This window comes from Cryobacterium sp. Hb1 (assembly GCF_004403585.1).
GTDB lineage: Bacteria > Actinomycetota > Actinomycetes > Actinomycetales > Microbacteriaceae > Cryobacterium > Cryobacterium lyxosi.
In genome coordinates, this window is sequence record NZ_SOHI01000027.1 from 21,246 (window position 1) to 44,155 (window position 22,910).

Genomic DNA, 22,910 nt, shown 5'->3' on the forward strand with positions numbered 1-22,910 from the left:
TAGTTCTCCAATTCGATTCACGATTCGATTCGCGACGGATTCCATTTGGAACGGTGCAGCTTCGGCGCTCGTGGCGCCAACGCACCCCGCAAGCCTAGCCATGATTAGGATGTGGGCATGAGAGCGAGCACCGATCCCGGCGTCGCGACCGCTGAACGTTACCGGGCCTTCGCCGAGGTTGAAGCCCGCGGAATGAGCGCCTGCTACGAACGCTGGGCCGCTGGGGTTGCGGCTGATCCTGAGATCGTGACGCTGATCGATCTGCTGCCGCCAGTCAAGCGGCAACCAAACCTGGTGTTCAGCGCGGCCCGGTTGCACGGGGCTGTTGCGGGGGAGTACCCGGCTTTCGCGGCCTGGCTGCGCGAGCACTGGGCGCTCGTCGCCGCTACCTGCCTGACCCATGCGACCCAGACAAATGAGCCCGGTCGGTGCGCTGTGTTGTTACCGGCCCTGGCGGCGCTCGCCGGGCCGCTCGCGATAATCGAAGTGGGGGCATCCGCCGGTCTCTGCCTACATCCCGATCGGTATAGCTACCGGTATCGGTCTGCTGATGGCGGCGAGTGGATGCTGCACCCGACCGACGGCCCCAGCCCGGTGGTGCTCGACTGCGACGTCACCGGCCCGGTGCCATTGCCCGAGCGGATGCCCGAGATCGTGTGGCGGGCCGGAATCGACCTTCATCCCCTCGACGTGCACAGCGACGGGGACGTGGCCTGGCTAGAGGCGCTGATTTGGCCGGAGCACGACGACCGTCGCTCCCGGCTGCGCGCCGCGGTTGCCGTGGCCCGTCAGGAGACGGTCGAGATCGTGCCGGGGGACCTGGGCGACGAGATCGAGGCGCTCGTTGCCCGGGCACCGGCCGGGGCAACCGTTGTCGTGTTCCACACCGCCGTGCTCGCCTACCTGAACGAGCAGGACCGCAATCGGTTCGCCGCGCAGATGACCCGACTGCCGGTGAGCTGGCTATCGAACGAGGGGCAGAGTGTGGTGCCCAGGGTGTTGGATCGGCTTGGGGAGGCGCCGGCACCGTCACATCCAATTCCGGCATCCGCTTTTATTCTGGCCCTGGACGGCGAGCCGATCGCCTTGGCCCAGCCGCATGGTCGGTCATTACACTGGCTCGGGTGACTCGGAGGGGGGCTCGGCCGACGGCTCCGCTGGCAACGGCGCAGCGCTATCGGTCGCCCAGCCGAAGGAGCCGAAGGAGGCGGACGGGTGCGTCATCACCGCCGCGTCGTGCATCGAAACGAAACTGCCGCCGTTCGGCCCATCGTTTGGTTCCTCATCGGGCTGCCAACGTGGGGTTTCGCTACTGCGGGTACCGAGGAGCCGTCGGGTGAGGGATTCGCCCGCCGACAACAGATCGTCGAGGGCGACCTGCAGGTCGTTGTCATCGACGGTGTCGGCGCGGAGGGCAGCGTGAAGCACGGCCCGGCGAATCAGCTCCTTCGCGAAGGAGCCCGTCACGCCTTCTGCACGGTGGGCAGCGGCGTCGAGGGCAGCCGGGCTGAACGGCAGCCCGCCCGCATAGCGTCGGAACAGGCGCTCACGTTCGGCCAGGGCGGGCAAGGGTACTTCGACGGCGAGGTCGACCCGCCCTGGCCGTTCGGCCAGCGCGCGCTCGAGCACCTCGACCCGGTTGGTGGTCATGACGAAGGCCACATCCATGTCGCCGTCGAGTCCGTCGAGAGCGTCGAGCACCTCGAACAACAGCGGCTGCGGAGTGGCATTGCGTTGCATCGCGACCAGGTCGATATCTTCCATAACGACGATGGACGGCGCAAAGGTGCGCGCGATCTCGGCAGCCGCAGCGATGTGCACGATGCTGCTCCCGGTGAGCAGCACGGCGGTGATGCCCGGTGTTTCGCTGAGCAGGTGGCGCACGGTGAGGGTTTTACCGGTGCCGGGAGCACCGTAGAGCAGCACGCCGCGCTTCAAATGTTGCCCGGCGGCGAGCAAGACCCGGCGCTGCTCGCCGATTCCGATGACGTGGTCGGTGATGGTGCCGAGGATGCCCTCCGGCAGCACGATGGCGGCCGTCGGTACGACGGGTCGTTCCAGAAAGGTGATTCCGGCTCCGGCTCCGTATTCGGTTTGCACGAATGACAGCACCTGTCCGCGCAGCACGCTGTGCTCGATCATGAGTGCGCGCAGGTGCTCGAGAAAACCGGTGACCGTACGCGGCGACTCGGCCATGATTTCGAGCTCGGCCGTGTTGCGCCCGAATTGCGGGTTCGCTGCGCGTTGCAGCACGGCAATCGGCTGCCCGTCGAAGCGGATGAGCCGGAGACCGAACGAAACGACCTGGCGAGTCGACGTCGGTCCGGTCGCCCGGGCCGAGTAGTCCACCGGTCCGGGCCCGAAACCCCGGAACGGGCTGGCCACGAGCTCCGACAGCGTCGAGTGAAACCGCTGCTGCCCGCCCGATACGCCCAGAAGCGCGGCCGGATGCGCGCCGGCCAACGTGCTCAGGGCGATGTCCGCGTCGACGAGGCGATGATCGGCCAGGGTCTCCGACACGACCGGCAGCGTCGACGCGTTGGCGCCGAGAAAGGCGCTGACGCGGTCGCCGAGTGGTGTCAGGCACGACCCGGCCCGGTCATCCGCCGCAGATACGACCCGTTCCATGAAGTGTTTGAAGGCGCGCACAACGTCTTGGTCGAAAGTGTCCTCGGTCATGTCGTTCTCCTGTTCTCGTGGCAGCCCTGTCGAACCTAGCGGGCCTGGGCGATGATTGCCTCGGCGACAGCGACAGCGACAGCGACAGCGACAGCGACAGCGTCAGCGTCAGCGGCAGCGGCAGCGGCAGCGTCAGCGTCAGCGTCGGTACGTGAGTCGACCTGATACGCCGACTGCCCGAGCGAGAAGATCACGGTGCAGTACGACGAGGTGTCGGTGCAGATCTGCATACGAAAGCGAGAAAACCGGTCGGCGTGATCAGACTGCGGCGTAGCATGCGATCAGCCCAACAGGAGCAATTTTTGCCGCATGACCTGTGGTTTACTCGATATTTTTGAGTACTCGACACGGGCTCGATCCGGTCAGGGAAGGATTGGTGCAACTATGTGGCAGCCTGAGGCACACTCCAGTAGTCGACGGTCCTGTGCTACCAGGCGCCGGGCTGGTAGTCCTTGAGGAAGACGCCGTAGAGGTCTTCGCCGGCCTCGCCGCGCACGATCGGGTCGTAGACCCGGGCGGCGCCGTCAACCAGGTCGAGCGGCGCGTGAAAGCCCTCCTCGGCCAGGCGCACCTTGGTCGGGTGTGGCCGTTCGTCGGTGATCCAACCGGTGTCGACGCTCGTCATGAGAATGCCATCATCGAGCATCTCCTTGGCGCTCGTACGCGTGAGCATGTTCAGCGCTGCCTTGGCCATATTGGTGTGCGGGTGGCCAGGGCCCTTATAACCGCGACCGAAGACGCCCTCCATCGCCGACACGTTCACGATGTAGGTACGACGCGCAGCGGATGCCGTGAGCGAGCCGCGCAGACGGCTCACCAGCAAAAATGGTGCGGTCGTGTTGCACAGCTGAACTTCGAGCATCTCGAGCGGATCGACGTCTTCGACGTTGGCCGTCCAACTGTTCACGTCGTGCAGGTCGGGAACAAGCCCGCCGGCGTCAATGGCGGTGCCGGCGGCAAGACGCTCCAGTGACGAAGACCCGGCGGCGAGAGCCAGCCGGGTAAGGTCATCCGCTGTGAGCGCGCCGGCACCGGACGCGGCCGCGAGCAGCGGATGCCCGGAGACCGACGCAGCCAGGGCGAGCGGATGCGCATCATTGGTGTGTCCAAACGACACAATCTCGGGCAGGGGACCGTCGGGCAGCGGAGCATCCTCGGCCTCGACCAGGGGGGAGTACGAGCCGCGCGAGCGTCGCACGGTCTGCGCTGCATTGTTGATGAGAATATCGAGCGGACCCTGGGCAGCGACGGAATCAGCCAGGGCGATCACCTGGGCCGGGTCGCGCAGATCGATTCCGACGATGCGCAGGCGATGCAGCCAGTCCTTGGAGTCGGGCATGGCGGCGAAGCGGCGAACGGCGTCGCGCGGAAACCGGGTCGTGACGGTGGTGTGGGCACCGTCGCGCAGCAGGCGGAGTGCGATGTACATGCCGATCTTGGCACGGCCGCCGGTGAGCAGTGCGCGTTTGCCGGTGAGGTCGGTGCGGGCGTCACGCTTGGCGTGGCTGGAGAGGGCGCAGCTCGGGCAGAGCTGGTGGTAGAACGCGTCGACCACGGTGTACTTCTGCTTGCAGATATAGCAGGCGCGCGGAACAAGCAGCTCACCGGCGGTCGCCGCGTTGGTACCGAGGGAAAGCTGGGCGCCTCGGGTCTCGTCGTCGATGCGGGTGGGCGCGCCGGTGGCGGTGGCCGCGATGACGCTGCGATCGGCGTCGGCGATGACCGCGCGTTTCTCGATGCGACGCACCATCTTGACCGACTTGAACATCTTGGCAGTGGCCTGGCGCACGGTGACGAAGTCGGGGCTGTCCGGGTCGATGTCGGCCAGGGAGGCGAGCACGCGGAGGGTGACGGCGAGATCCTGTGGATCGATTCCGGCGAACTCGGCGGCCGGTGCTGCCGACTCGGCGGCGGTAGTGGGCGCAGAAGTCATTAGAGGATTCTACGTGGACCGACTGGGAGCATCTGTGTCAGCGAAAACGACCGCGCCCATCCGGAAAGCCCATTCCACCTCCACCTGATCATCGTCTGGGCCCGGCGAACAGATACCGGGAAGCACTACACCTTCGTCGATTCCTGAGCCGGAATGGCGCTGGTCGGCGGCTCGAAGGTGTGGTCAAACGGCATCTGGTCGGTATCGAGCAGGGGATTGTCATCTTGCGTTTTGACGAGTTCATGCGCTTCTTCTTCGCTGTTCACGCTCGGCATGGAGCCGGGAAGATGGCGATTGGCCGATTCCCGCAGGAAGAAGATGGCGATCGCACCGATGAACGACGTGCCCATCAGGTAGAACGCCGGCATCAGATCATTGCCGGTGCCCACAATGAGCGCCGCAATGATGAACGGTGTGGTCCCGCCGAATATGGCCACGGCGAAGTTGTACGAGATACCCATGGCACCGTACCTGCTAGCCGTGGGAAACAATGCGGGCAGGGCGGAGGCGAGGTTGGAGACATAGAACGTGACCGGGAAAGCGATGAACGCCAGGCCGAGCAAGGTCGACCAGACGTCGCCGATACCGATCAGCAAAAACGCCGGGTAGGCCAGTACGACCGTGCTGATTGCTCCGATCCACAGCACCGGTCGGCGCCCGATGCGGTCGGACAGGCGACCGGCCAGCGGGATGCACAGGGCCATGACGACGAGAATAGGAATCGTCAGCGCCGTGCCGTGCAGTTCGTCGTAGCCCTTGTTCTCGGTTAGATAGGTGGGCATATACGAGGTGAGGGCGTAGCCGACCGTGTTCGCGGCGGCGACGAGGATCATCGCGATGATGATATTGCGCCAGTACGCCTTGAAAATGGCGATCGGGCTCTTCGGGGTGTCCGCCGTGGCGCCGATGGGATTCTTCTGCGCTTCCTCCTGGGCGTCGAGAGTGGCCTGGAAGGCGGGCGACTCGTCGATCTTCAATCGGAAGTAGATTGCGACCAGACCGAGCGGCCCGGCGACGAGAAACGGAACCCGCCAGCCCCACTCCTCCATGACCGACTGCCCGAGCGTGAGCTGTAACACCGAGACGAGCGAGGCACCGACGGCGAAACCGAGGTAACTGCCCATATCGAGAAAACTCGCGAAGTAACCGCGTTGTGTGTCGGGCGCGTGCTCACTGACGAACGTTGTCGCCCCCGCATACTCGCCTCCGGTTGAGAACCCCTGTACGAGCTTGACGAATACCAGCAGAACCGCTGCCCAGACGCCGATCTGGGCGTAACCGGGAAGGATGCCGACGGCAAAGGTCGAGGCGGCCATCAGCATCAGCGTGGTGGCGAGCACCTTCTGCCGGCCGATGCGGTCACCCAGCCAGCCGAAGAACACGCCGCCGAGCGGGCGGGCGAAAAAGGTCGCGGCGAAGGTTCCGAGCAGGAACAGGGTTTGAACGGATGCGTCCGCCTCCGGCAAAAAGACCGGACCCATCGTGGTGATGAGGTAACCGAAGATACCGACGTCGTACCACTCCATGGTGTTTCCCACGATGGTGCCACCGAGGGCACGCTTCATGATCGGTTTGTCGACGACATTCACGTCGGACACGGCGATCCGTCGGCGGCGCAGAGTTTTCGCGGGCTTTTTCCTCCCGGTCGAGGCGTTCGTGGCGTCGAAATGCGGGCTGGATGTACTTCGGTCAGTGGGCATGAGATTTCTCCCGTGGAGATATTAAGCTGCGAAGTCGAGGCTGTGCTGCGTGGTGCAGATTTTTTCAGTTGCATAAGAATACCCCCGAAGGGGGGCATTGCCTAAATAGCAAGGCCCGGTTTCGGGGAGGACCCAGCGAGTTCTGCCTAGGCTGGAGATATGACTGATTCCGTAGATTTCTGGTTTGACCCCTCGTGCCCCTGGGCCTGGATGACTTCGCGCTGGGTGGACGAGGTTGCGCGCCTGCGCAATCTCGACGTGACCTGGCATGTGATGAGCCTCGCCGTACTCAACGAAGACCAGGACGTGAGCGCGGACTATGCGGCATTCTTTCCGCGGGCGCTCAAGTACACCCGACTCGTCGCCGCCGCTGCCGAACTGCACGGGCAGCCGATGGTCAAGGCGCTGTACGACGCGCTCGGCACCCAGATTCACCCGGGCGGTAGCAACAATCCCGACGAGGTCATTCCCGCAGCGCTCGCCGAGGTGGGCCTGCCCGCCAGCTTCGCGGCCTTCGCCGACAGTGAGGAGTATGACCCCCAAATGCGCGCGAGCCACTTCGACGGCATCAATCGGGTCGGCCAGGACGTCGGAACCCCGGTTATTGCGGTCAACGGTGTGGCGTTCTTCGGCCCAGTCATCTCACCGGCACCCATGGGGGACGCCGCACTGGCCCTGTGGGACGGCGTCGTGGCGCTCGCGAGTTACGACGGGTTCTTCGAGCTCAAGCGCAGCCGTACCCGCGAACCAATTTTCACCCCAGTGGCCAGCACTAAATAGACTGATCACATGCGCATCCACATCGCCACGGACCATGCCGGTCTCGACCTCAGCCACCACCTGATCACGCATCTGAGTGCGGCCGGTCACGAGGTCATCGACCACGGGCCCCAGGCCTATGACGCCCTCGACGACTACCCGGCGTTCTGCATCAACGCCGCGCAGGCAACCGTCGACGACCGCGAGTCCGGCATCGAAGCGCTCGGCGTCGTATTCGGCGGTTCCGGCAATGGCGAACAGATCGCCGCCAACAAGGTATCCGGAGCCCGAGCAGCCCTCGTCTGGAATCTCAGCACGGCCCGGCTCGCTCGTGAGCACAACGACGCCAACGTCATTTCAATCGGGGCCAGGGAACACACGATCGCGGAGGCCGCGAGCTTTATCGATGCCTTTGTTGCCGAGCCGTTCAGCGACGAGGAGCGGCACACGCGGCGCATCCGTCAGCTCGGCGAGTATGAGCGAACCGGAACCATCGCCGGGAAAAACGTCGACGGCAGGTGAACTGAGGTGCCAGAGGGTCACTCCGTTCATCGCATCACCCGCCAGTTTCAGCGCAATTTCATCGGCCACCGCGTGACGGTCAGCTCGCCGCAGGGCCGGTTCGCGACTGGCGCCACCCAGCTCAGCGGACATTCGGTGACAGATGCTCGCGCCGTGGGCAAACAGATGTTTCTGGAGTTTGATCACGGATTGTGGTTACGCATCCACTTGGGATTGTACGGCGCCTGGGATTTCAGCGGCGAGGTTCTCATGGATGCCACGATGGCGTCGGCCAACGGCCGGATGGGCCAGACCAATCAGCACGGCACCAAGGTCGCGGCGGGGGCCGAGGCCGCGACCTTTGACGCCGATGGTGAAAATTCGATCTTCAGTATCGGGGCGCCGCGGCGCACGCGGGTGCGCATGTCCGAGCAGGAAAAAGAGATCGAGCCCGTCGATATCTTTCCCCCCGAACCGGTCGGCCAGGTACGGGTGCGGCTGCTCACCGACACGGTGTGCGCCGACCTGCGTGGACCGACGGCGTGTGAGGTGCTCGACCCGGCTCAGGTCGACGCTGTGATCGCCAGGCTCGGACCCGATCCGGAACTGGAGAACACCCCCGCGGCCGAGGAACGCTTCGTTTCTGTCGTGCGAAAAAAACCCACGCCGATCGGCCGGCTGTTGATGGACCAGAGCGTGGTCAGCGGAATCGGCAACGTCTATCGTGCCGAAATACTCTTTCGTGCCGGTCTCAACCCGCACACTCCCGCCAAGTCACTCAGTGACGAAACCGTGCGCGCGCTGTGGCAGGACTGGGCCCACCTCTTGCATATAGGTGTTGCCACTGGCCAGATGATGACCATGGACAAGCTCGAGGGCGCCGGGTACCGGCGCGCCATGAGGAGTCGGGCCCATCGGCACTGGGTCTACAAACGCGAAGGCCTACCCTGCCGAGTCTGCGGTACGCACATCGTGCTCGAAGCTATGGCGGCCCGCAAACTGTACTGGTGCCCGCGATGTCAGGCGTAACCGCTCCTGCTGCACGGTGAGGGGGCCAGCACGCGTGGTACTCGGGTGTCGGGCATGCTGCGAAAATAAAGTCATGATCCATCGTCGATTTGCCCGGCCACTCCGGCGTGTTGCAATCATCGTCAGCGGTGCCATCGTCGGAGCGGTCGTCATTACCGTCGCACTGACCGCCTGCTCGAGCGACAACGGCGCCGGCGTCATCGACACCGTCGGCAGCATCGACTTCGTCAATCCGCTCGCGATCCCGCCGCTGGCCGAATCGACCGTGAATGCCGCGGGTGAGCGAGTCTTCGACCTCGCCGCCCAAGAGGGAACGAGCGAGTTCGTGCCGGGCGTCAGCACCGCCACCTGGGGCTACAACGGCAGCTACCTCGGCCCCACCCTCGTCGCCGGGCGCGGCGAAAACGTGCGCATCAATGTCTCCAATAACCTCCAGGAAGCTACGAGCGTGCACTGGCACGGCATGAACCTGCCCGCAAAGATGGACGGCGGCCCGCACCAGATGGTCGAGCCGGGCGCACAGTGGAGCCCGAACTTCACGATCGACCAGCCCGCCGCAACCCTCTGGTACCACCCGCATCCCGCCGGCACAACCGAGCACCAGGTAGAAATGGGCCTGGCCGGCCTGTTCCTGATCCAGGACGACGAGGAGGCCGCACTCAACCTGCCCCGCAGCTACGGGGTCGATGACATACCCGTTGTGGTGCAGGATCGCCGCTTCGACGCGAAGGGCCAATTCATCAGCAACGTGCGCGGTTACATCGGTCCGATCGGCGATGAGCTGTTGGTCAACGGCACCCTCGCGCCGTACTTCGATGTGACGTCCGAGGTGGTGCGCTTGCGCCTGGTCAACGGGTCGTCGGCGCGCGTGTACGACTTCGGGTTCAGCGATGGCCGGTCCTTCGACCTGATCGGAACCGATGGGGGACTGCTCACTGCGGCGGCACCGCTGGACGGCATCCGCTTGTCACCGGGGGAGCGCGCCGAGATCCTCGTGAAAGTGATCCCGGGTGAGACTGTGCAGCTGCAGTCCACCCCGCCCAACCTCGGCACCTCGGCCCGAGCGGCGACCCGCAACGCCGGTGATGACACACTCGACGTGCTGGAGTTGCGCGCGGCCGACACTCTCGGCAGCATCGGCGCCGTATCGACGACCTTGGCGAACATCGAGCCACTCCAGAAAGCGGATGCCTCCGTCGACCGCTCGTTCACACTCAACGGCTACACGATCAACAACCGGCTCATGGACATGACACGCATCGACGAGACCGTCGAGGCCGGTGCCACCGAGGTGTGGACCGTTGATAATGCCATGCCGTTGCCGCACAACTTTCACGTGCACGCCGTGCAGTTTCAGGTACTGCGCGTGGGGACGAAATCGCCGCCACCCGAACTTTCCGGCTGGAAGGACACGATCTACCTCGAGCCGGGTGTGCGCTACGAACTCATCATGCAGTTCGCGGAATACACCGATCCGGACTTTCCGTATATGTTCCACTGCCACATGCTTGCCCATGAAGATGCCGGAATGATGGGCCAGTTCGTCGTGGTGGAACCCGGTGAGCAGGCCGGTACACCGCCGACCGCTCAGGACGCGAGCGTGCCGAAGGTAAACCAGGCCGTTGGCAGCGGACCGCGCGTGATCTCGCCGGTCCACGGCCACTAGAGGCGGACAGCCGCCTAAACGGCGAAAGCCGCCAGCTACGCGCTGACGGCTTTCGGTGTGTGCATATTCACTCTGTGGAGGGGACGACGGGAATCGAACCCGCGTCATAAGTTTGGAAAACTCAGGCTCTACCATTGAGCTACGTCCCCAGGCTCAATACTTGAGCACTCGAGTATCCTAGTACAGGAAACCGGGGGACGTTTGCCAGTGCGGGCGCATCCGTTCGAACGGCGTGCATTAGACTGGACGAGGTCAATCCGCCTGTCGTGAGCTTTCGCTTGCGCCAACAGATTGGTTCCCCAACAAAGCAGTATCGATGGGTCGAAGTAGATCCGGGGCGTAGCTCAGCTTGGTAGAGCGCTCGTTTTGGGGGCGAGAAGTCGCAGGTTCAATTCCTGTCGCCCCGACATTATCCGCAGCACACCGTTTCAATACACAGGAGAGTCTCGAGTGAAGTCCACGGTCGAAAAACTGAGCCCCACGCGCGCCAAGCTCACCATCACGGTGAGCCCCGACGAGCTGAAGCCAGCCATCACCCACGCCTACGGCCACATCGCCGAGGACATCAACATCCCCGGTTTTCGTAAGGGAAAGATCCCGCCGGCCATCATCGACCAGCGCGTCGGCAAGGCCGCGGTACTGGAACACGCCGTCAACGAGGGTCTCGACGGTTTCTACCGTGCGGCAGTCGAAGAGAACAAGCTGCGCCCCCTGGGTCGTCCAGAGGCCGACATCGTCGAATGGCCGAGCAACACCGACTTCTCCGGTGACCTGCTCCTCGCTATCGAGGTTGATGTACGCCCCGAGATCGACCTGCCCAGCTACGCCGGCCTCAAGCTCACCGTTGATGCCGTCGCGGTATCCGACGAAGAAGTTGCCGAAGAACTCGACAAGCTGCGTAGCCGGTTCGGTACGCTCATCACCGTCGATCGTCCCGCCAAGACCGGTGACTTCGCTCAGATCGACCTGAACGCCGCAATCGACGGCGAAGAGGTCGACACCGCCAGTGGCATCTCCTACGAGGTCGGCTCCGGCGACCTCATAGACGGTATCGACGAAGCGCTCGACTCGCTCAGCGCCGGCGAGACCACCACTTTCAACTCCAACCTCATGGGTGGGGACCACGAGGGTGAGACGGCTGAGATCACCATCACCGTGATCGCCGTGAAGGAGCGTGAGCTTCCCGCCGCCGATGACGACTTCGCTCAGATCTCGAGCGAGTACGACACGATCGCTGAGCTCACCGAGAGCCTCAAGGTGCAGGTCGAGAAGTCCAAGGCCTTCGGACAGGGTAGCCAGGCCCGAGAGCGTCTCATCGAGACGCTCCTCGGCTCGGTCGAGGTTCCGATCCCCGCCGCGATCATCCTCGACGAGGTGAACCGTCACCTCGAGGGCGAAAGCCGCCTCGAAGACGACACGCACCGCGCCGAGGTCACCGAAGCCAGCGAGAAGACGTTCCGTCAGCAGATCCTGCTCGACACGATCGCCGAAACTGAGCAGGTCAAGGTCAGCCAGGACGAGCTCACGCAGTACCTCATCCAGGGTGCAAGCCAGTACGGCATGGACCCCAGCGAGTTCGTGCAGACGCTCAACACCAACGGCCAGATTCCGTCGATGGTTGCCGAGGTTGCCCGTAACAAGGCCCTCGCCATTGCCCTGGGTCGGGCTGAGGTCGTTGACTCCAACGGCAAGCCAGTCGACCTGAGCGAGTTCACGGGCCCGGTCGACGATGAGGGTGCTGGTGATGAGGGTGCTGGCGAAGAGGATGCTGCTGACGCGGCCGTTGACGCTGCACCCGTTGCCGAGGCTGACGCAGAGGTCGACGAGAAGCCGAAGAAGAAGAAAGCCGCTGCTAAGAAGTAGCGTGCGTAGCAATACTCCCTAAGCGCGTGCATGGGCCGGCCGGATTCACTCCAGTCGGCCTTTTGCATGCTGTGGGAGCCTGGGCGTGCGCCCGGTAATCTGCCGAGGGCGAACACAGCCGTTTTCCGCCGCGCGCTCCGATAGATTCATTGAGAAGCGACAACTGAAACGGAGCACGACATGGCCGACCCGACACCCACTAACGGTGTATTTGACCGACTGCTGAAGGACCGCATCATCTGGCTCGGCTCAGAGGTCCGTGATGAAAACGCCAACGAGATCTGCGCCAAGATTCTGCTTCTGGCAGCCGAGGACTCAAAGCGCGACATCTATCTCTACATCAATTCTCCCGGTGGTTCGATCACCGCCGGAATGGCGATCTACGACACGATGCAGTTCGTACCCAATGACATCGTCACGGTCGGCATCGGAATGGCGGCCTCGATGGGCCAGTTCCTGCTCACCTCGGGCACGAAGGGTAAGCGGTACATCACTCCGAACGCTCGTGTGCTTTTGCACCAGCCGTCCGGCGGATTCGGTGGCACGGCGGCCGATATCCAGACACAGGCACGCCTCATCCTCGATATGAAGCAGCGACTGTCGGAGATCACAGCCGCGCAGACCGGCAAGACCCCCGAGCAGATCAACGCTGACGGTGACCGCGACAACTGGTTCAGCGCTCAGGAAGCCCTCGAGTACGGTTTCGTCGACCACCTCCGCGCATCCGCTTCGGATGTCATCGGCGGCGGCGGCACCGATCCCGACGCCGACGCCACCAAGTAGTCCGCCGAAACTGAACAGGAAGAAATCATGACTATCCCCACATTCGGTGGAACGGCCTACAGCTCGATGGGCGGCTCGACCAAGAACTCGCCCGAATCCCGCTATATCCTTCCCACCTTCGAAGAGCGCACCGCCTACGGGTACAAGCGCCAGGACCCCTACGCGAAGCTGTTCGAAGACCGCATCATCTTTCTCGGTGTGCAGGTTGACGACGCTTCGGCCGATGACGTGATGGCCCAGCTCCTCGTGCTGGAGAGCCAGGACCCGGACCGCGACATCACCATGTACATCAACTCGCCCGGTGGATCGTTCACCGCCATGACGGCGATTTACGACACCATGCAGTACATTCGACCGCACGTGATGACGGTCTGCCTCGGACAGGCGGCATCCGCTGCGGCCGTGCTTCTGGCCGGCGGTACCGCGGGCAAGCGTCTCGCCCTGCCGAACGCGCGCATCCTCATTCACCAGCCCTCGGTTGGCGGCCAGGGCGGCGGCCAGGCCTCGGATATCGAGATTCAGGCGGCTGAGATTTTGCGCATGCGCGTCTGGCTCGAAGAGACCCTCGCCCACCACTCCAACCGGAGCGTGTCGCAGGTCAACAAGGACATCGACCGCGACAAGATCATGAGCGCAGCAGAGGCCCTCGAATACGGCCTCATCGACCAGGTTCTGACCAGCCGGAAGAACCTTCCAATGCTCGTCAAATAGCCTGTGGCCTGAACCGGCCTGACCGGCGCGTCGCCTTCGGGCGGCGCGCCGTTTCGGTTTATTGCGTGCTGCACCTAACTGTCGGATGCACGGACTAGGCTAAATTGCAGCGAGACCAATGGAGGAGGCTGACATGGCCCGAATCGGTGAAAGTGCCGACCTGCTCAAGTGTTCCTTCTGCGGAAAGAGCCAGAAGCAGGTGCAACAGCTCATCGCCGGCCCCGGCGTGTATATCTGCGATGAATGCGTCGAGTTGTGCAACGAGATCATCGAAGAGCGCCTGGCTGAAGCCGGCTCTGAAGACACGACCGGCGAGTTCGACCTCCCCAAGCCCAAAGAAATCTTCGGCTTCCTTGAGGAATACGTCATTGGCCAGGAACCTGCCAAGCGTGCCCTCGCCGTTGCCGTTTACAACCACTACAAGCGTGTTCGGTCACGGGCTACACTCACCGCCGCCGAGGCTATCCACGACGACGTCGAGATCGCCAAATCCAACATTCTGCTCATCGGCCCGACCGGTTGCGGCAAGACCTATCTCGCCCAAACCCTTGCCAAGCGCCTCAACGTTCCCTTCGCGGTAGCGGATGCGACGGCCCTCACCGAGGCCGGGTACGTCGGTGAAGACGTCGAGAATATTTTGCTCAAGCTCATCCAAGCGGCAGACTACGACGTCAAACGCGCCGAGACGGGCATTATCTACATCGATGAGATCGACAAGATCGCCCGCAAGGCCGAAAACCCGTCGATCACCCGCGATGTGTCGGGCGAGGGCGTGCAGCAGGCGCTCTTGAAAATTCTTGAGGGCACGATCGCCTCGGTTCCCCCGCAGGGTGGGCGCAAGCATCCGCATCAGGAATTCATTCAGATCGACACCACGAACGTGCTGTTCATCGTGGCCGGCGCTTTCGCCGGGCTTGAAGACATCATCTCGTCCCGCGCCGGCAAGAAGGGCATCGGTTTCGGAGCTCCCCTGCACGTCAAGGGCGACGACATCAACCTGTTCAGTGAGGTTTTGCCCGAAGACCTGCACAAGTTCGGACTGATTCCCGAATTCATCGGGCGTCTGCCCGTCGTCACGACGGTCACGCAGCTTGATCAAGTGGCCCTCATGCAAATTCTGACCGTGCCCAAGAACGCGCTCGTGCGACAGTACCAGCGCATGTTCGAGCTCGACGGGGTCGAGCTCGAATTCGAACAGCCGGCACTCGAAGCCATTGCCGACCTCGCCGTGCTCCGAAAGACCGGGGCCCGAGGCCTGCGAGCCATCCTCGAAGAGGTACTCGGCCCGGTCATGTTCGAGGTGCCGTCGAGCACCGACGTGGACCGCGTCATCATCACGCGCGACACGGTGTTGAACAACGCGCCCGCTGAGATGGTGCTGCACAAGACCCACCAGGTGAAGTCGGCCTAGGTCGGGCTCATCGTGCGGGGGCCTGCGCTCATGACACCGACGAACGCTTGGCGGCGGTGTCACCCGTTTGGGTCAAACGTGTCCGCACGAGGATCCCGGCGACCGTGCGTTGGATGGTCAGCGCCGACAGCGCGGCGCTCAGGGCGAGGAGGGCGCCGGTCACTTCAAGCCCTTCTTCGATGCCGACGAGCAGGTGATACGGCAAGCTGCCGCGCGATAGGTCATCGAGGCGGCCTCCCACGACGATGCCGCCCATGGTTTCAAAGCCAACGGCACCGAACAGGTAGATGGCTCCCGCGACGATGAGTCGGCGGCGAAGCTGTCGGTCGATCGAACGGGCGACCCAGAGCATGAGCAGGCCGGCGACAATGGCCAATGGCACACCGATTGTGAGCCAGGCAAACGTGAATCCGGTGCCGAGATCGAATCGAGCCAATTGTTCGTGCAGTTGGGCGATTTCGTCGGCCGACAGCTCGAGGGCGACGGCGGCGAGTATGAAGTACGGTGCACCCCGTTTTGCTTCATTGCGAACGGCGAACCCGACGGCGACCAAGCATAACGCGATGCCGGAGAGGAGCAGCCCGGACGCCCACGCCCAGAGGTTCCCTTCACCGTCGGCGTAGAGCAGGCTCGCCAGGGCGCTGAGAATGCGCCAGCCCGGGGTCGTGATGTCGATGTTTTCGCGTAGGTAGTGTGAGACAACCCCACCCAGCAGCATGAGTGCGAAAACGATGGCGACGACCCAGAGAAACCAGCGTTCCCCAGGGCCGTGAGAACGAACTGTCGGAATGTCCATGGGCCCGTAGCTTACGGTGCAGGCGCCCTTAACACATCCCAAATACTGAGGGTCCTGGGAAGTATTTGCTCGGCGCCGCCTGCGGCCCATCCCGCTATGTGGTTGTCCTAATTGAGGCCGCGTCGGTCGAGCAGCGGCTGCAGATCGGCGTCGCGGCCGCGCCAATGCCGGTAGGCCTCGAGCGGATCCTGAGTGCCGCCGACTCCGAGCAGGCGATCACGAAAACGATCGCCGTTGGCGCGAGTCAGGCCGCCATTCTCCCTAAACCATTCCACGGTGTCGGCATCGAGTACCTCACTCCAGATGTAGGAGTAGTACCCGGCGTCGTATCCTCCCGAGAATGTGTGCGCGAAATACGTGCTCGCGTAGCGGGTAGGAACAGCCGGATTGTCCAGCCCAACAGACGCGAGGGCATCCGCTTCGAACCGGACGACGTCGGCGACGGTGGTGTCGGCGTCAATGCGGTGCCAGGCCTGGTCGAGGAGTGCTGCGGCGAGATACTCGCTGGTCAGGAAGCCTTCGTTGAAAGTCGATGACGCCTGGATGCGGTCCACCAACTGCTGCGGCATCGCCTCACCGGTCTGGTGGTGACGGGCGTAGTTGGAAAGTATTTCGGGCCAGAGCATCCACATCTCATTGACCTGACTGGGGAATTCCACGAAGTCCCGGTAGACATTGGTGCCGGAGAACTTGGGATAGGTCGCGCGGGCCAGGAGCCCGTGCAGGGCATGACCGAATTCGTGGAACAGGGTGGTGACCTGGTCGTAAGTGAGCAGAGTCGGCTGCCCGGCAGCAGGTTTCGACACGTTGAGGTTATTGCACACCACGGTCGTATCGGTTCCGAGCAGTGCTGACTGCGAGACCAGGGCGTTCATCCAGGCTCCGCCGCGCTTGGAATCGCGAGTGTAGAAGTCGCCGATGTACAGACCGAGCGCAGAACCCTCTTCGGTGGTGACCTCGAAGACGCGCGATTCGGGGTGCCAGCCGACCAATTCGGGCTTCGCCGTGAAGGTCAGCCCGTAGAGCTGGTTGGCCGCGTAGAAGACCCCATTGGTCAGTACGTTTTCGAGTTCGAAGTAGGGGCGCATGGCCGCGGTGTCCACGTCGTACTTTTCCTGCCGTACCTTCTCGGTGTAGAACGCCCAGTCCCAGGCAGCCAGCTCGAAACCGCCGCCCTCGGCATCGACCACGGCCTGCAGGTCGGCCTGTTCCACGCGGGCATTGCGGGCAGCGTTTGGCGCGAGGCGCCCGAGCAGGTCCCAGACGGCATCGGGTGATTTGGCGGTTTCATCGGCGGTCACGTAGGCGGCGTGACTGTCAAACCCGAGCAGGCGGGCGCGCTGGGCGCGGAGGTGAGTAATCTCGATCACGAGAGGCCGGTTGTCGTTGGCCGCTCCCGTCGCATCCGAGCGGATGCCGCGGGCCCGGCTCGCCGCGAGCAACCGTTCGCGCACCCCCCGGTCGGTGAGGCTCGCAAGGTAGGGGTGCGAGGTGGGGAGCACAAGGTTGATCAGGTATTTGCCGTCGAGCTGGCGTTCCCGAGCGGCCTCGGCCGCCGCCGAGATCTCGCCATCCGTGAGTCCGTCGAGCTCGGCCACGTCGTCAATGACGAGGGCGAGCTCGTTGGTGTCGGCCAGCAGGTTCTTTTCGAAGCGGGTGGTGAGGGTCGACAGCCGCGAGTTGATATCACGCAGTGACTGTTTGTCGTCATCGCTCAGGCCGGCACCGGCCAGTGTGAATTCGGTGAAATAGCGGTTGATGAGGTACAACGATTCGCCATCGAGTGTGAGGCTGGAGCGCTGCTCGTGCACGGCTTTGAGACGCGCGTAGAGGGCGGGATCGAGCCGGATCGCGTCGGCGTGGGCGGCCAGCAGCGGCGCGAGTTCTTCTTCGAGCTCGTTCGTGAAGTCGCTGGAGTCGGACGAACTCTTGTTGAAGAAGACCGCGGAGACACGGGCGAGCATTTGTCCGCTGCGCTCGAGGGCGACGAGCGTGTTGTCGAAACTGGGCGCATCCGCTGTGCCGGTGATAGCGCTGACTTCGGCGAGCTGCTCGGTCATGCCCCGCAGAAAGGCCGGCCGATAGTGTTCGTCGGTAATAGACGCGAAGGGCGGCAGCTGGTACGGCAGCGTGCTGCGCGTGAAAAAAGGGTTGTTCGCTGTGGAAGCCATGCGTCCACACTAGCCAACACGGTCCTTGGGGCCGACGGCGCGAAGAAGTAATGACGCCGATGTCGGACATCGAGCAGCTCACCCGCCCGCGTTACGAGTTACTGCTGCGCGACCACTCGGCGCGCACGGCGCTGAGCGCATCGTCGAGAGTGACTCCCCGTCGGTGTAGGGCCTGCGCGAAGAGTCGCGCACTCGCGCGAGAATCGTCGTCGATGCCCTGACCGGCGCGCACCCTGGTGCCGCTGCCCCGACTGGTCGAGATGAGCCCCGCCGTCTCCAACGCGGCATAGGCACGCGCGACGGTGCCCGTCGCTATCCGCAGATCGGTCGCGAGCTGGCGCATCGAGGGCAGGCGCTGGTCCGCCACGAGCGATCCGGCCCGGATCTGATCCGCCAACTGGGACCGAATCTGCTCAAACGGCGGTGTGGCCTGGTCTTCGTCGATGGTGATCATGTGCCACGGCTCATGAGTGCTGAGTGGATGCCGCATTCGCTGTCGAGGCGCGTGCCGGATAAACGCGGCCGAGTGGCTGCGTGGTGGCATCCAGGATCGAGAGGCTGACCAGAACCCCTCCGAGTAGAGCGACGACCAGCCCGGCGACCAGCTCGGTGAGACCGAAGGCGGCGGCTGGCTGTACAGCGGAGGTAGTCCCGGCGGGCAGGAAGGTGATTGCAGCGTTTCTCGTGGCCCAGCCGGCGACAAGCAACACAGCGCCGGAGTAGAGAAACAGTGCTCCAGAACTGAGCTGCATGACTACGCGCGTGGCCAGAACTCGCACGGCCCGATCGAGCTCGTCGAATTGTTCTGAGCGCGCTGCCGAGGCGAGTCGACCGAGTGCGAACAGTGTCGCCGCGGCGAGCAGCACGGTCAAGCCGATCAACGGCACACCGTAATACCAACCCGGGTAGGGGCCCGCTGTGCGTGATCCGATGGTGATCGAACGAAAAGCGCCGTCAGGCGGCGCGCTTGCGGTCAAGCCGGCGATGATCGCGAGGGCGACCACGGCGACTGCAGCGCAAAGCGGTAGCAGAAATCCCCAGGCCGGTCCGTACGTCCACACTCGGCGCGGCACCAGGTCGGCCGAGCGGCGTTTGGGCCGGTCGGTCACGATGCGAGTAGGGGTCAGTGCGAAGACCAGCAGGCCGATTGCCGCAGCGACTCCGGGGGCCAGCATCAGCGGCAAACCGTACCAGCCCGGTTGCGCCTGGTTGACCCGGTCGAGCGCCCAGAGCGCGACTCCGCCGGCCGCGAGGGTGCCGACGTTGCGAAGCATGATCGAGCGCGCGAACCTGCGCGCGGTCACCGTGCCAATCTCGGGAACCGTCACGACGAGACGGGCCAGGCTTTTTCGGCTGCCCACCCGAACAATTCCGACCACCAGGAAAACGAGTAGGAAGTAGATGAGAAACAACATGCACGCCGCCTTTTGTGTATCACTCAGGTGATACACAAAAGGCTAGCAGGCGTATCATCGCGCAGCTACACGTGAGACCCTAAATCCATTCCTCGTCATCGTCGTCGACGTTGGTGGACGGCTGCGTGATGGTTGCGCTGTCGTCGACCGGGTTGAACCGGATGATGGTGCCATCGTCGAGTTCGATCACCGGTTTGGACTCCAGCCAGGTCAGGGTCCAGTGCCAGGTGCTGCTGTCGACGGCCAGCGCCGTGACGTCATCTTCGACCGATCGTACGGCGATTTCAACAACCTGCGGCAGCCCCGCCGGCAGAGTGCCGCCCAGGGCCCATCGGGTGCCTAACTGCATGATCTAGACGTCGATCTCGTAGGTGACCCAGTCGGTACGCGTTCTGAGCTGGTCGTAGAGCACTTGCGCGGTTGAGTTGTCGGCGGCGGTCACGAGCTGAATCTGCGCCAGCTTGTGCGCCCGGGCATAGGTCTTGGTGAATTCCATCAAAAGGGAGCCGACGCCATGCTTGCGTGCGTCCTCGGCCACATAGAGATCGTCCAGGAACAGCGCCAAGTCGCCGCTAAGGGTGCGCGGAACGGTGCGATAGTGGGCAAAGCCGACAAAGTCACCATCGTCGTTGACCGCCACGGCACCAACAAGGGCGTTGTTCGTGTCGATAATCCAGCTCCACACCTGCAGGGCTTTCTGATCGGTCAGTTCTCTTTCGTAGAACGCGCTGTAGCCTTCGAACAGGCCCAGCCAGGCAAAAAAGTCCTTGTCGCCCAGTGGGCGAACGGTGACTGACATCTGGTCTCCTAACTTTCCAACACGGTGGCGAACACGATGTCGGTCACAGCGAGTTCGCTGCCGTCGACAAAGGTCAGATTGTGAATGCGACCAACAGCTTTGAGATCAGCGGCGGCCAGGGTGAGCAGGGCGATCTCGGCGGGAGCACCGCATATTACTGCGGAATCCACCTCGGACTTTTGCGACGCTTTCGCATCCGTTTTGGCACGGCGGATTCCCGTCAAAGCGCGGCTGGCCAGATCGAGCAGAGCGATATTACCGGTGGCAACCTCGTCACTGCCGAGCAGATCGGCTGCGACCGGCCACGGCGCGGTGTGCACCGAGCCGTCGTTCGACCAGGACCAGGCTTCTTCGGTCGCGAACGGAACGAACGGCGCGAACAGGCGCAGCAGTGTAGCCAGTGCAGTGCGCAGCGCGGCAACGGCGGAAGCCTGGCCGGGCCCGGGCTCGCCGTAGGCACGTTCCTTCACCAGTTCGAGGTAGTCGTCGCAGAAGGTCCAGAAGAAGCTTTCCGTGGTCTCCAGCGCGCGCGCGTGATCGTAGTTCTCAAACGCGGTCGTGGCTTGGGCGACGACCGCGGTGAGGCCGGCGAGCATGCTCTGGTCGACTGGTTCTGTGATCGGGGCCGTAATACTGCCCTGCGACATGGAGACGAACTTGCTCGCGTTCAGAATCTTGATGGCGAGGCGACGACCGATCTTGATCTGCGTCGGGTTCTGTGGGTCGAAAGCCGCGTCGGTGCCCAGGCGCGAGGATGCCGCCCAGTAGCGCACCGCGTCGGATCCGTGCTTTTCGAGCATGTCGGCCGGGGTAACGACGTTGCCCTTCGACTTCGACATTTTCTTGCGGTCGGGGTCGACGATGAAGCCGCTGAGCGCGGCATGCTGCCACGGCGACACACCGTGTTGCTGCTCGGCGCGCAGCACGGTGGAGAACAACCAGGTGCGAATGATGTCCTGGCCCTGCGGGCGCAGCGAATAGGGGAAGACCAGCTGGAACAGTTCCGGGTCTCGCTCCCAGCCACCGGCAAGTTGCGGAGTGAGCGAGGACGTGGCCCAGGTATCCATGACGTCGACTTCGCCCACGAAACCGCCGGCCTCGCCGCGCTGGTTCTCGGTATAGCCGGGCGCGGCATCCGAAGAGGGATCAACCGGCAGCAGGTCGCGCGTGGCGACAATCGGCTGGTCGAACACCGGGTTGGCGTCGGTGTCGAGCGGGTACCAGACGGGCAGAGGCACGCCGAAGAAGCGCTGGCGGGAGATGAGCCAGTCGCCGGTGAGACCATTCACCCAATTCTCGTAGCGCACCTTCATGAATTCAGGGTGCCAGGCCAGCTCGGTACCGTGCTCGAGCAACCGCGCGCGTAGTTTTTCGTCGCGGGCACCGTTGCGGATGTACCACTGGCGAGTCGAAACGATCTCCAGCGGCTTGTCACCCTTTTCGAAGAACTTGACCGCGTGCACGATCGGCTTCGGCTCGCCGATCAGGTCACCGCTGGCTTTCAAAAGCTCAACCACGGCGGCCTTCGCGCCGAACACGGTCTTCCCGGCAAGCTGCGCATACGCATCGCGGCCGCCGACGGAGGTGATCGCCTCCGGTGCTTCAGCGATGATGCGACCATCGAAACCCATGATGGCGCGGTTGGGCAGGTCGAGTTCGCGCCACCAGACCACGTCGGTCACATCGCCGAAGGTGCAGATCATGGCGATTCCTGAACCCTTGTCCTTCTGGGCGAGGTGGTGCGCGAGCACGGGAACCTCGACACCGAACACCGGCGTCGTCACGGTAGTGCCGAACAGATGCTTGTAGCGTTCGTCATCGGGATGCGCGACGAGGGCGACGCACGCCGGGAGAAGTTCGGGGCGGGTTGTCTCGATCTCGATCGTGCTGCCGTCGGGCTTGAGAAACGACACCCGGTGATACGCGGCGGGCATATCTTTGTCTTCGAGTTCGGCCTGGGCCACAGCGGTGCGAAAAGTGACGTCCCAGAGGGTCGGCGCCATCGCCTGGTACGCCTCGCCGCGTTCGACATTGCCAAGAAAAGCGAGCTGCGAGGTGAACAGCGCCTCCTGGCCGATGGTGCGGTAGGTCTGGGTCCAATCGACGCTCAGGCCGAGGGTACGCCAGAGGGCTTCAAACTGCTTCTCATCTTCTTTGGTGAGGGTTTCGCACAGTTCGATGAAGTTGCGGCGGCTGATCGGCAACTGGTCGGCGGCCTTGGAACTCTTGCCGTCTCCACCTTCGAACGGTGGAACAAAGTTCTCGGTGTAGCCGAGCGAGGGGTCGCAGCGCACGCCGTAGAAGTTCTGCACTCGGCGTTCGGTGGGCAGACCGTTGTCATCCCAGCCCATCGGGTAGAACACGTTCTTGCCGCGCATTCGCTGAAAACGGGCAACGACATCGGTGTGGGTGTACGAGAAAACGTGGCCGATGTGCAGTGAACCAGATGCGGTCGGCGGGGGAGTGTCGATCGAGTAGATCGTCTCGCGGGTGGCGTTCGCTCGTGCAAATCGGTAAGTGCCGTCGGTTTCCCAGCGGGACTCCCACTTGGTTTCGAGCCCTTCGAGCGCAGGCTTTTCGGGGACGCGGTCGGCGTGGGTCATAACTCTCCGGTTCGGTGTATTCGGCACCGTGTGAATGGTGAGGTGCCCGAGTGTGCCCATCCAATCTACCCGATCGGCTCTTTTTCCCCGA

The 22,910-nt window shown here is 63.5% G+C and carries 20 protein-coding genes and 2 tRNA genes; 10 read left to right on the top strand and 12 right to left on the bottom strand.

Going from position 1 to position 22,910, the window contains the following annotated elements; genetic code table 11:
* The first annotated feature begins 117 nt into the window (after nt 1-117).
* A complete protein-coding gene (locus E3T38_RS09510; protein ID WP_134548024.1) occupies nt 118-1,128 on the top strand; it encodes a DUF2332 domain-containing protein in 1,011 nt (336 codons plus the stop codon).
* Here the strand turns inward: E3T38_RS09510 and E3T38_RS09515 are convergent.
* From E3T38_RS09515 to E3T38_RS09530, 4 genes are all read right to left on the bottom strand, one after another.
* Complete coding sequence (locus E3T38_RS09515; RefSeq protein WP_134548025.1) at nt 1,111-2,679, bottom strand: AAA family ATPase; 1,569 nt, start codon at nt 2,677-2,679, stop codon at nt 1,111-1,113. The genes E3T38_RS09510 and E3T38_RS09515 overlap by 18 nt on opposite strands.
* A 35-nt stretch (nt 2,680-2,714) precedes the next feature.
* Nucleotides 2,715-2,909, bottom strand: a complete 195-nt coding sequence (locus E3T38_RS16745; RefSeq protein ID WP_166805489.1) for a hypothetical protein — start codon at nt 2,907-2,909, stop codon at nt 2,715-2,717.
* Between the two features lie 197 nt (nt 2,910-3,106).
* On the bottom strand, nt 3,107-4,612 hold the full coding sequence (locus E3T38_RS09525; RefSeq protein ID WP_134548027.1) for an SDR family oxidoreductase: 1,506 nt from the start codon (nt 4,610-4,612) through the stop codon (nt 3,107-3,109).
* 125 nt (nt 4,613-4,737) lie between these two features.
* Nucleotides 4,738-6,312, bottom strand: coding sequence for an MFS transporter (locus tag E3T38_RS09530; protein WP_134548028.1), 1,575 nt, complete (start codon nt 6,310-6,312; stop codon nt 4,738-4,740).
* Between the two features lie 159 nt (nt 6,313-6,471).
* Here E3T38_RS09530 and E3T38_RS09535 point away from each other — a divergent pair, with 159 nt between their 5' ends.
* From E3T38_RS09535 to E3T38_RS09550, 4 genes are all read left to right on the top strand, one after another.
* Complete coding sequence (locus tag E3T38_RS09535; protein ID WP_134548029.1) at nt 6,472-7,092, top strand: DsbA family protein; 621 nt, start codon at nt 6,472-6,474, stop codon at nt 7,090-7,092.
* Nucleotides 7,093-7,101: 9 nt separating this feature from the next.
* Nucleotides 7,102-7,593 carry a ribose-5-phosphate isomerase gene (locus E3T38_RS09540; RefSeq protein ID WP_134548030.1) on the top strand — a complete coding sequence of 164 codons (492 nt, stop codon included), beginning with the start codon at nt 7,102-7,104 and terminating at the stop codon, nt 7,591-7,593.
* A gap of 6 nt (nt 7,594-7,599) precedes the next feature.
* Nucleotides 7,600-8,601 carry an Fpg/Nei family DNA glycosylase gene (locus E3T38_RS09545; protein ID WP_134548031.1) on the top strand — a complete coding sequence of 334 codons (1,002 nt, stop codon included), beginning with the start codon at nt 7,600-7,602 and terminating at the stop codon, nt 8,599-8,601.
* A gap of 73 nt (nt 8,602-8,674) precedes the next feature.
* On the top strand, nt 8,675-10,267 hold the full coding sequence (locus E3T38_RS09550) for a multicopper oxidase family protein (protein WP_134548032.1): 1,593 nt from the start codon (nt 8,675-8,677) through the stop codon (nt 10,265-10,267).
* Between the two features lie 75 nt (nt 10,268-10,342).
* Here E3T38_RS09550 and E3T38_RS09555 read toward each other — a convergent pair.
* Nucleotides 10,343-10,416: transfer RNA gene (locus tag E3T38_RS09555), tRNA-Gly, on the bottom strand.
* Nucleotides 10,417-10,600: 184 nt separating this feature from the next.
* Here E3T38_RS09555 and E3T38_RS09560 point away from each other — a divergent pair.
* From E3T38_RS09560 to clpX, 5 genes are all read left to right on the top strand, one after another.
* A tRNA-Pro gene (locus E3T38_RS09560) sits at nt 10,601-10,674 on the top strand.
* Between the two features lie 43 nt (nt 10,675-10,717).
* A complete protein-coding gene (tig, locus tag E3T38_RS09565; RefSeq protein ID WP_166805490.1) occupies nt 10,718-12,130 on the top strand; it encodes a trigger factor in 1,413 nt (470 codons plus the stop codon).
* A 180-nt stretch (nt 12,131-12,310) separates the two neighbouring features.
* Nucleotides 12,311-12,913, top strand: coding sequence for an ATP-dependent Clp protease proteolytic subunit (locus E3T38_RS09570; RefSeq protein ID WP_104133107.1), 603 nt, complete (start codon nt 12,311-12,313; stop codon nt 12,911-12,913).
* Nucleotides 12,914-12,940: 27 nt separating this feature from the next.
* Nucleotides 12,941-13,624: an ATP-dependent Clp protease proteolytic subunit gene (locus E3T38_RS09575; RefSeq protein WP_134548033.1), complete on the top strand. Its 684-nt coding sequence runs from the start codon at nt 12,941-12,943 to the stop codon at nt 13,622-13,624.
* A gap of 133 nt (nt 13,625-13,757) precedes the next feature.
* Entirely contained in the window at nt 13,758-15,035 is a 1,278-nt protein-coding gene (gene clpX, locus E3T38_RS09580) for an ATP-dependent Clp protease ATP-binding subunit ClpX (protein ID WP_104198095.1), read from the top strand.
* A gap of 28 nt (nt 15,036-15,063) precedes the next feature.
* Here clpX and E3T38_RS09585 read toward each other — a convergent pair whose 3' ends face one another.
* From E3T38_RS09585 to valS, 7 genes are all read right to left on the bottom strand, one after another.
* Nucleotides 15,064-15,831 carry a hypothetical protein gene (locus E3T38_RS09585; RefSeq protein WP_134548034.1) on the bottom strand — a complete coding sequence of 256 codons (768 nt, stop codon included), beginning with the start codon at nt 15,829-15,831 and terminating at the stop codon, nt 15,064-15,066.
* A 107-nt stretch (nt 15,832-15,938) separates the two neighbouring features.
* A complete protein-coding gene (locus E3T38_RS09590; RefSeq protein WP_134548035.1) occupies nt 15,939-18,002 on the bottom strand; it encodes a M3 family metallopeptidase in 2,064 nt (687 codons plus the stop codon).
* A gap of 91 nt (nt 18,003-18,093) precedes the next feature.
* A complete protein-coding gene (locus E3T38_RS09595; RefSeq protein WP_134548036.1) occupies nt 18,094-18,456 on the bottom strand; it encodes a GntR family transcriptional regulator in 363 nt (120 codons plus the stop codon).
* 10 nt (nt 18,457-18,466) lie between these two features.
* Entirely contained in the window at nt 18,467-19,417 is a 951-nt protein-coding gene (locus E3T38_RS09600) for a hypothetical protein (RefSeq protein ID WP_134548037.1), read from the bottom strand.
* Between the two features lie 79 nt (nt 19,418-19,496).
* Nucleotides 19,497-19,766, bottom strand: a complete 270-nt coding sequence (locus E3T38_RS09605) for a hypothetical protein (RefSeq protein WP_134548038.1) — start codon at nt 19,764-19,766, stop codon at nt 19,497-19,499.
* A 3-nt stretch (nt 19,767-19,769) separates the two neighbouring features.
* On the bottom strand, nt 19,770-20,216 hold the full coding sequence (locus E3T38_RS09610; protein WP_134548039.1) for a GNAT family N-acetyltransferase: 447 nt from the start codon (nt 20,214-20,216) through the stop codon (nt 19,770-19,772).
* A gap of 8 nt (nt 20,217-20,224) precedes the next feature.
* Nucleotides 20,225-22,819, bottom strand: a complete 2,595-nt coding sequence (valS, locus tag E3T38_RS09615; RefSeq protein WP_134548040.1) for a valine--tRNA ligase — start codon at nt 22,817-22,819, stop codon at nt 20,225-20,227.
* Nucleotides 22,820-22,910 lie beyond the last annotated feature (91 nt).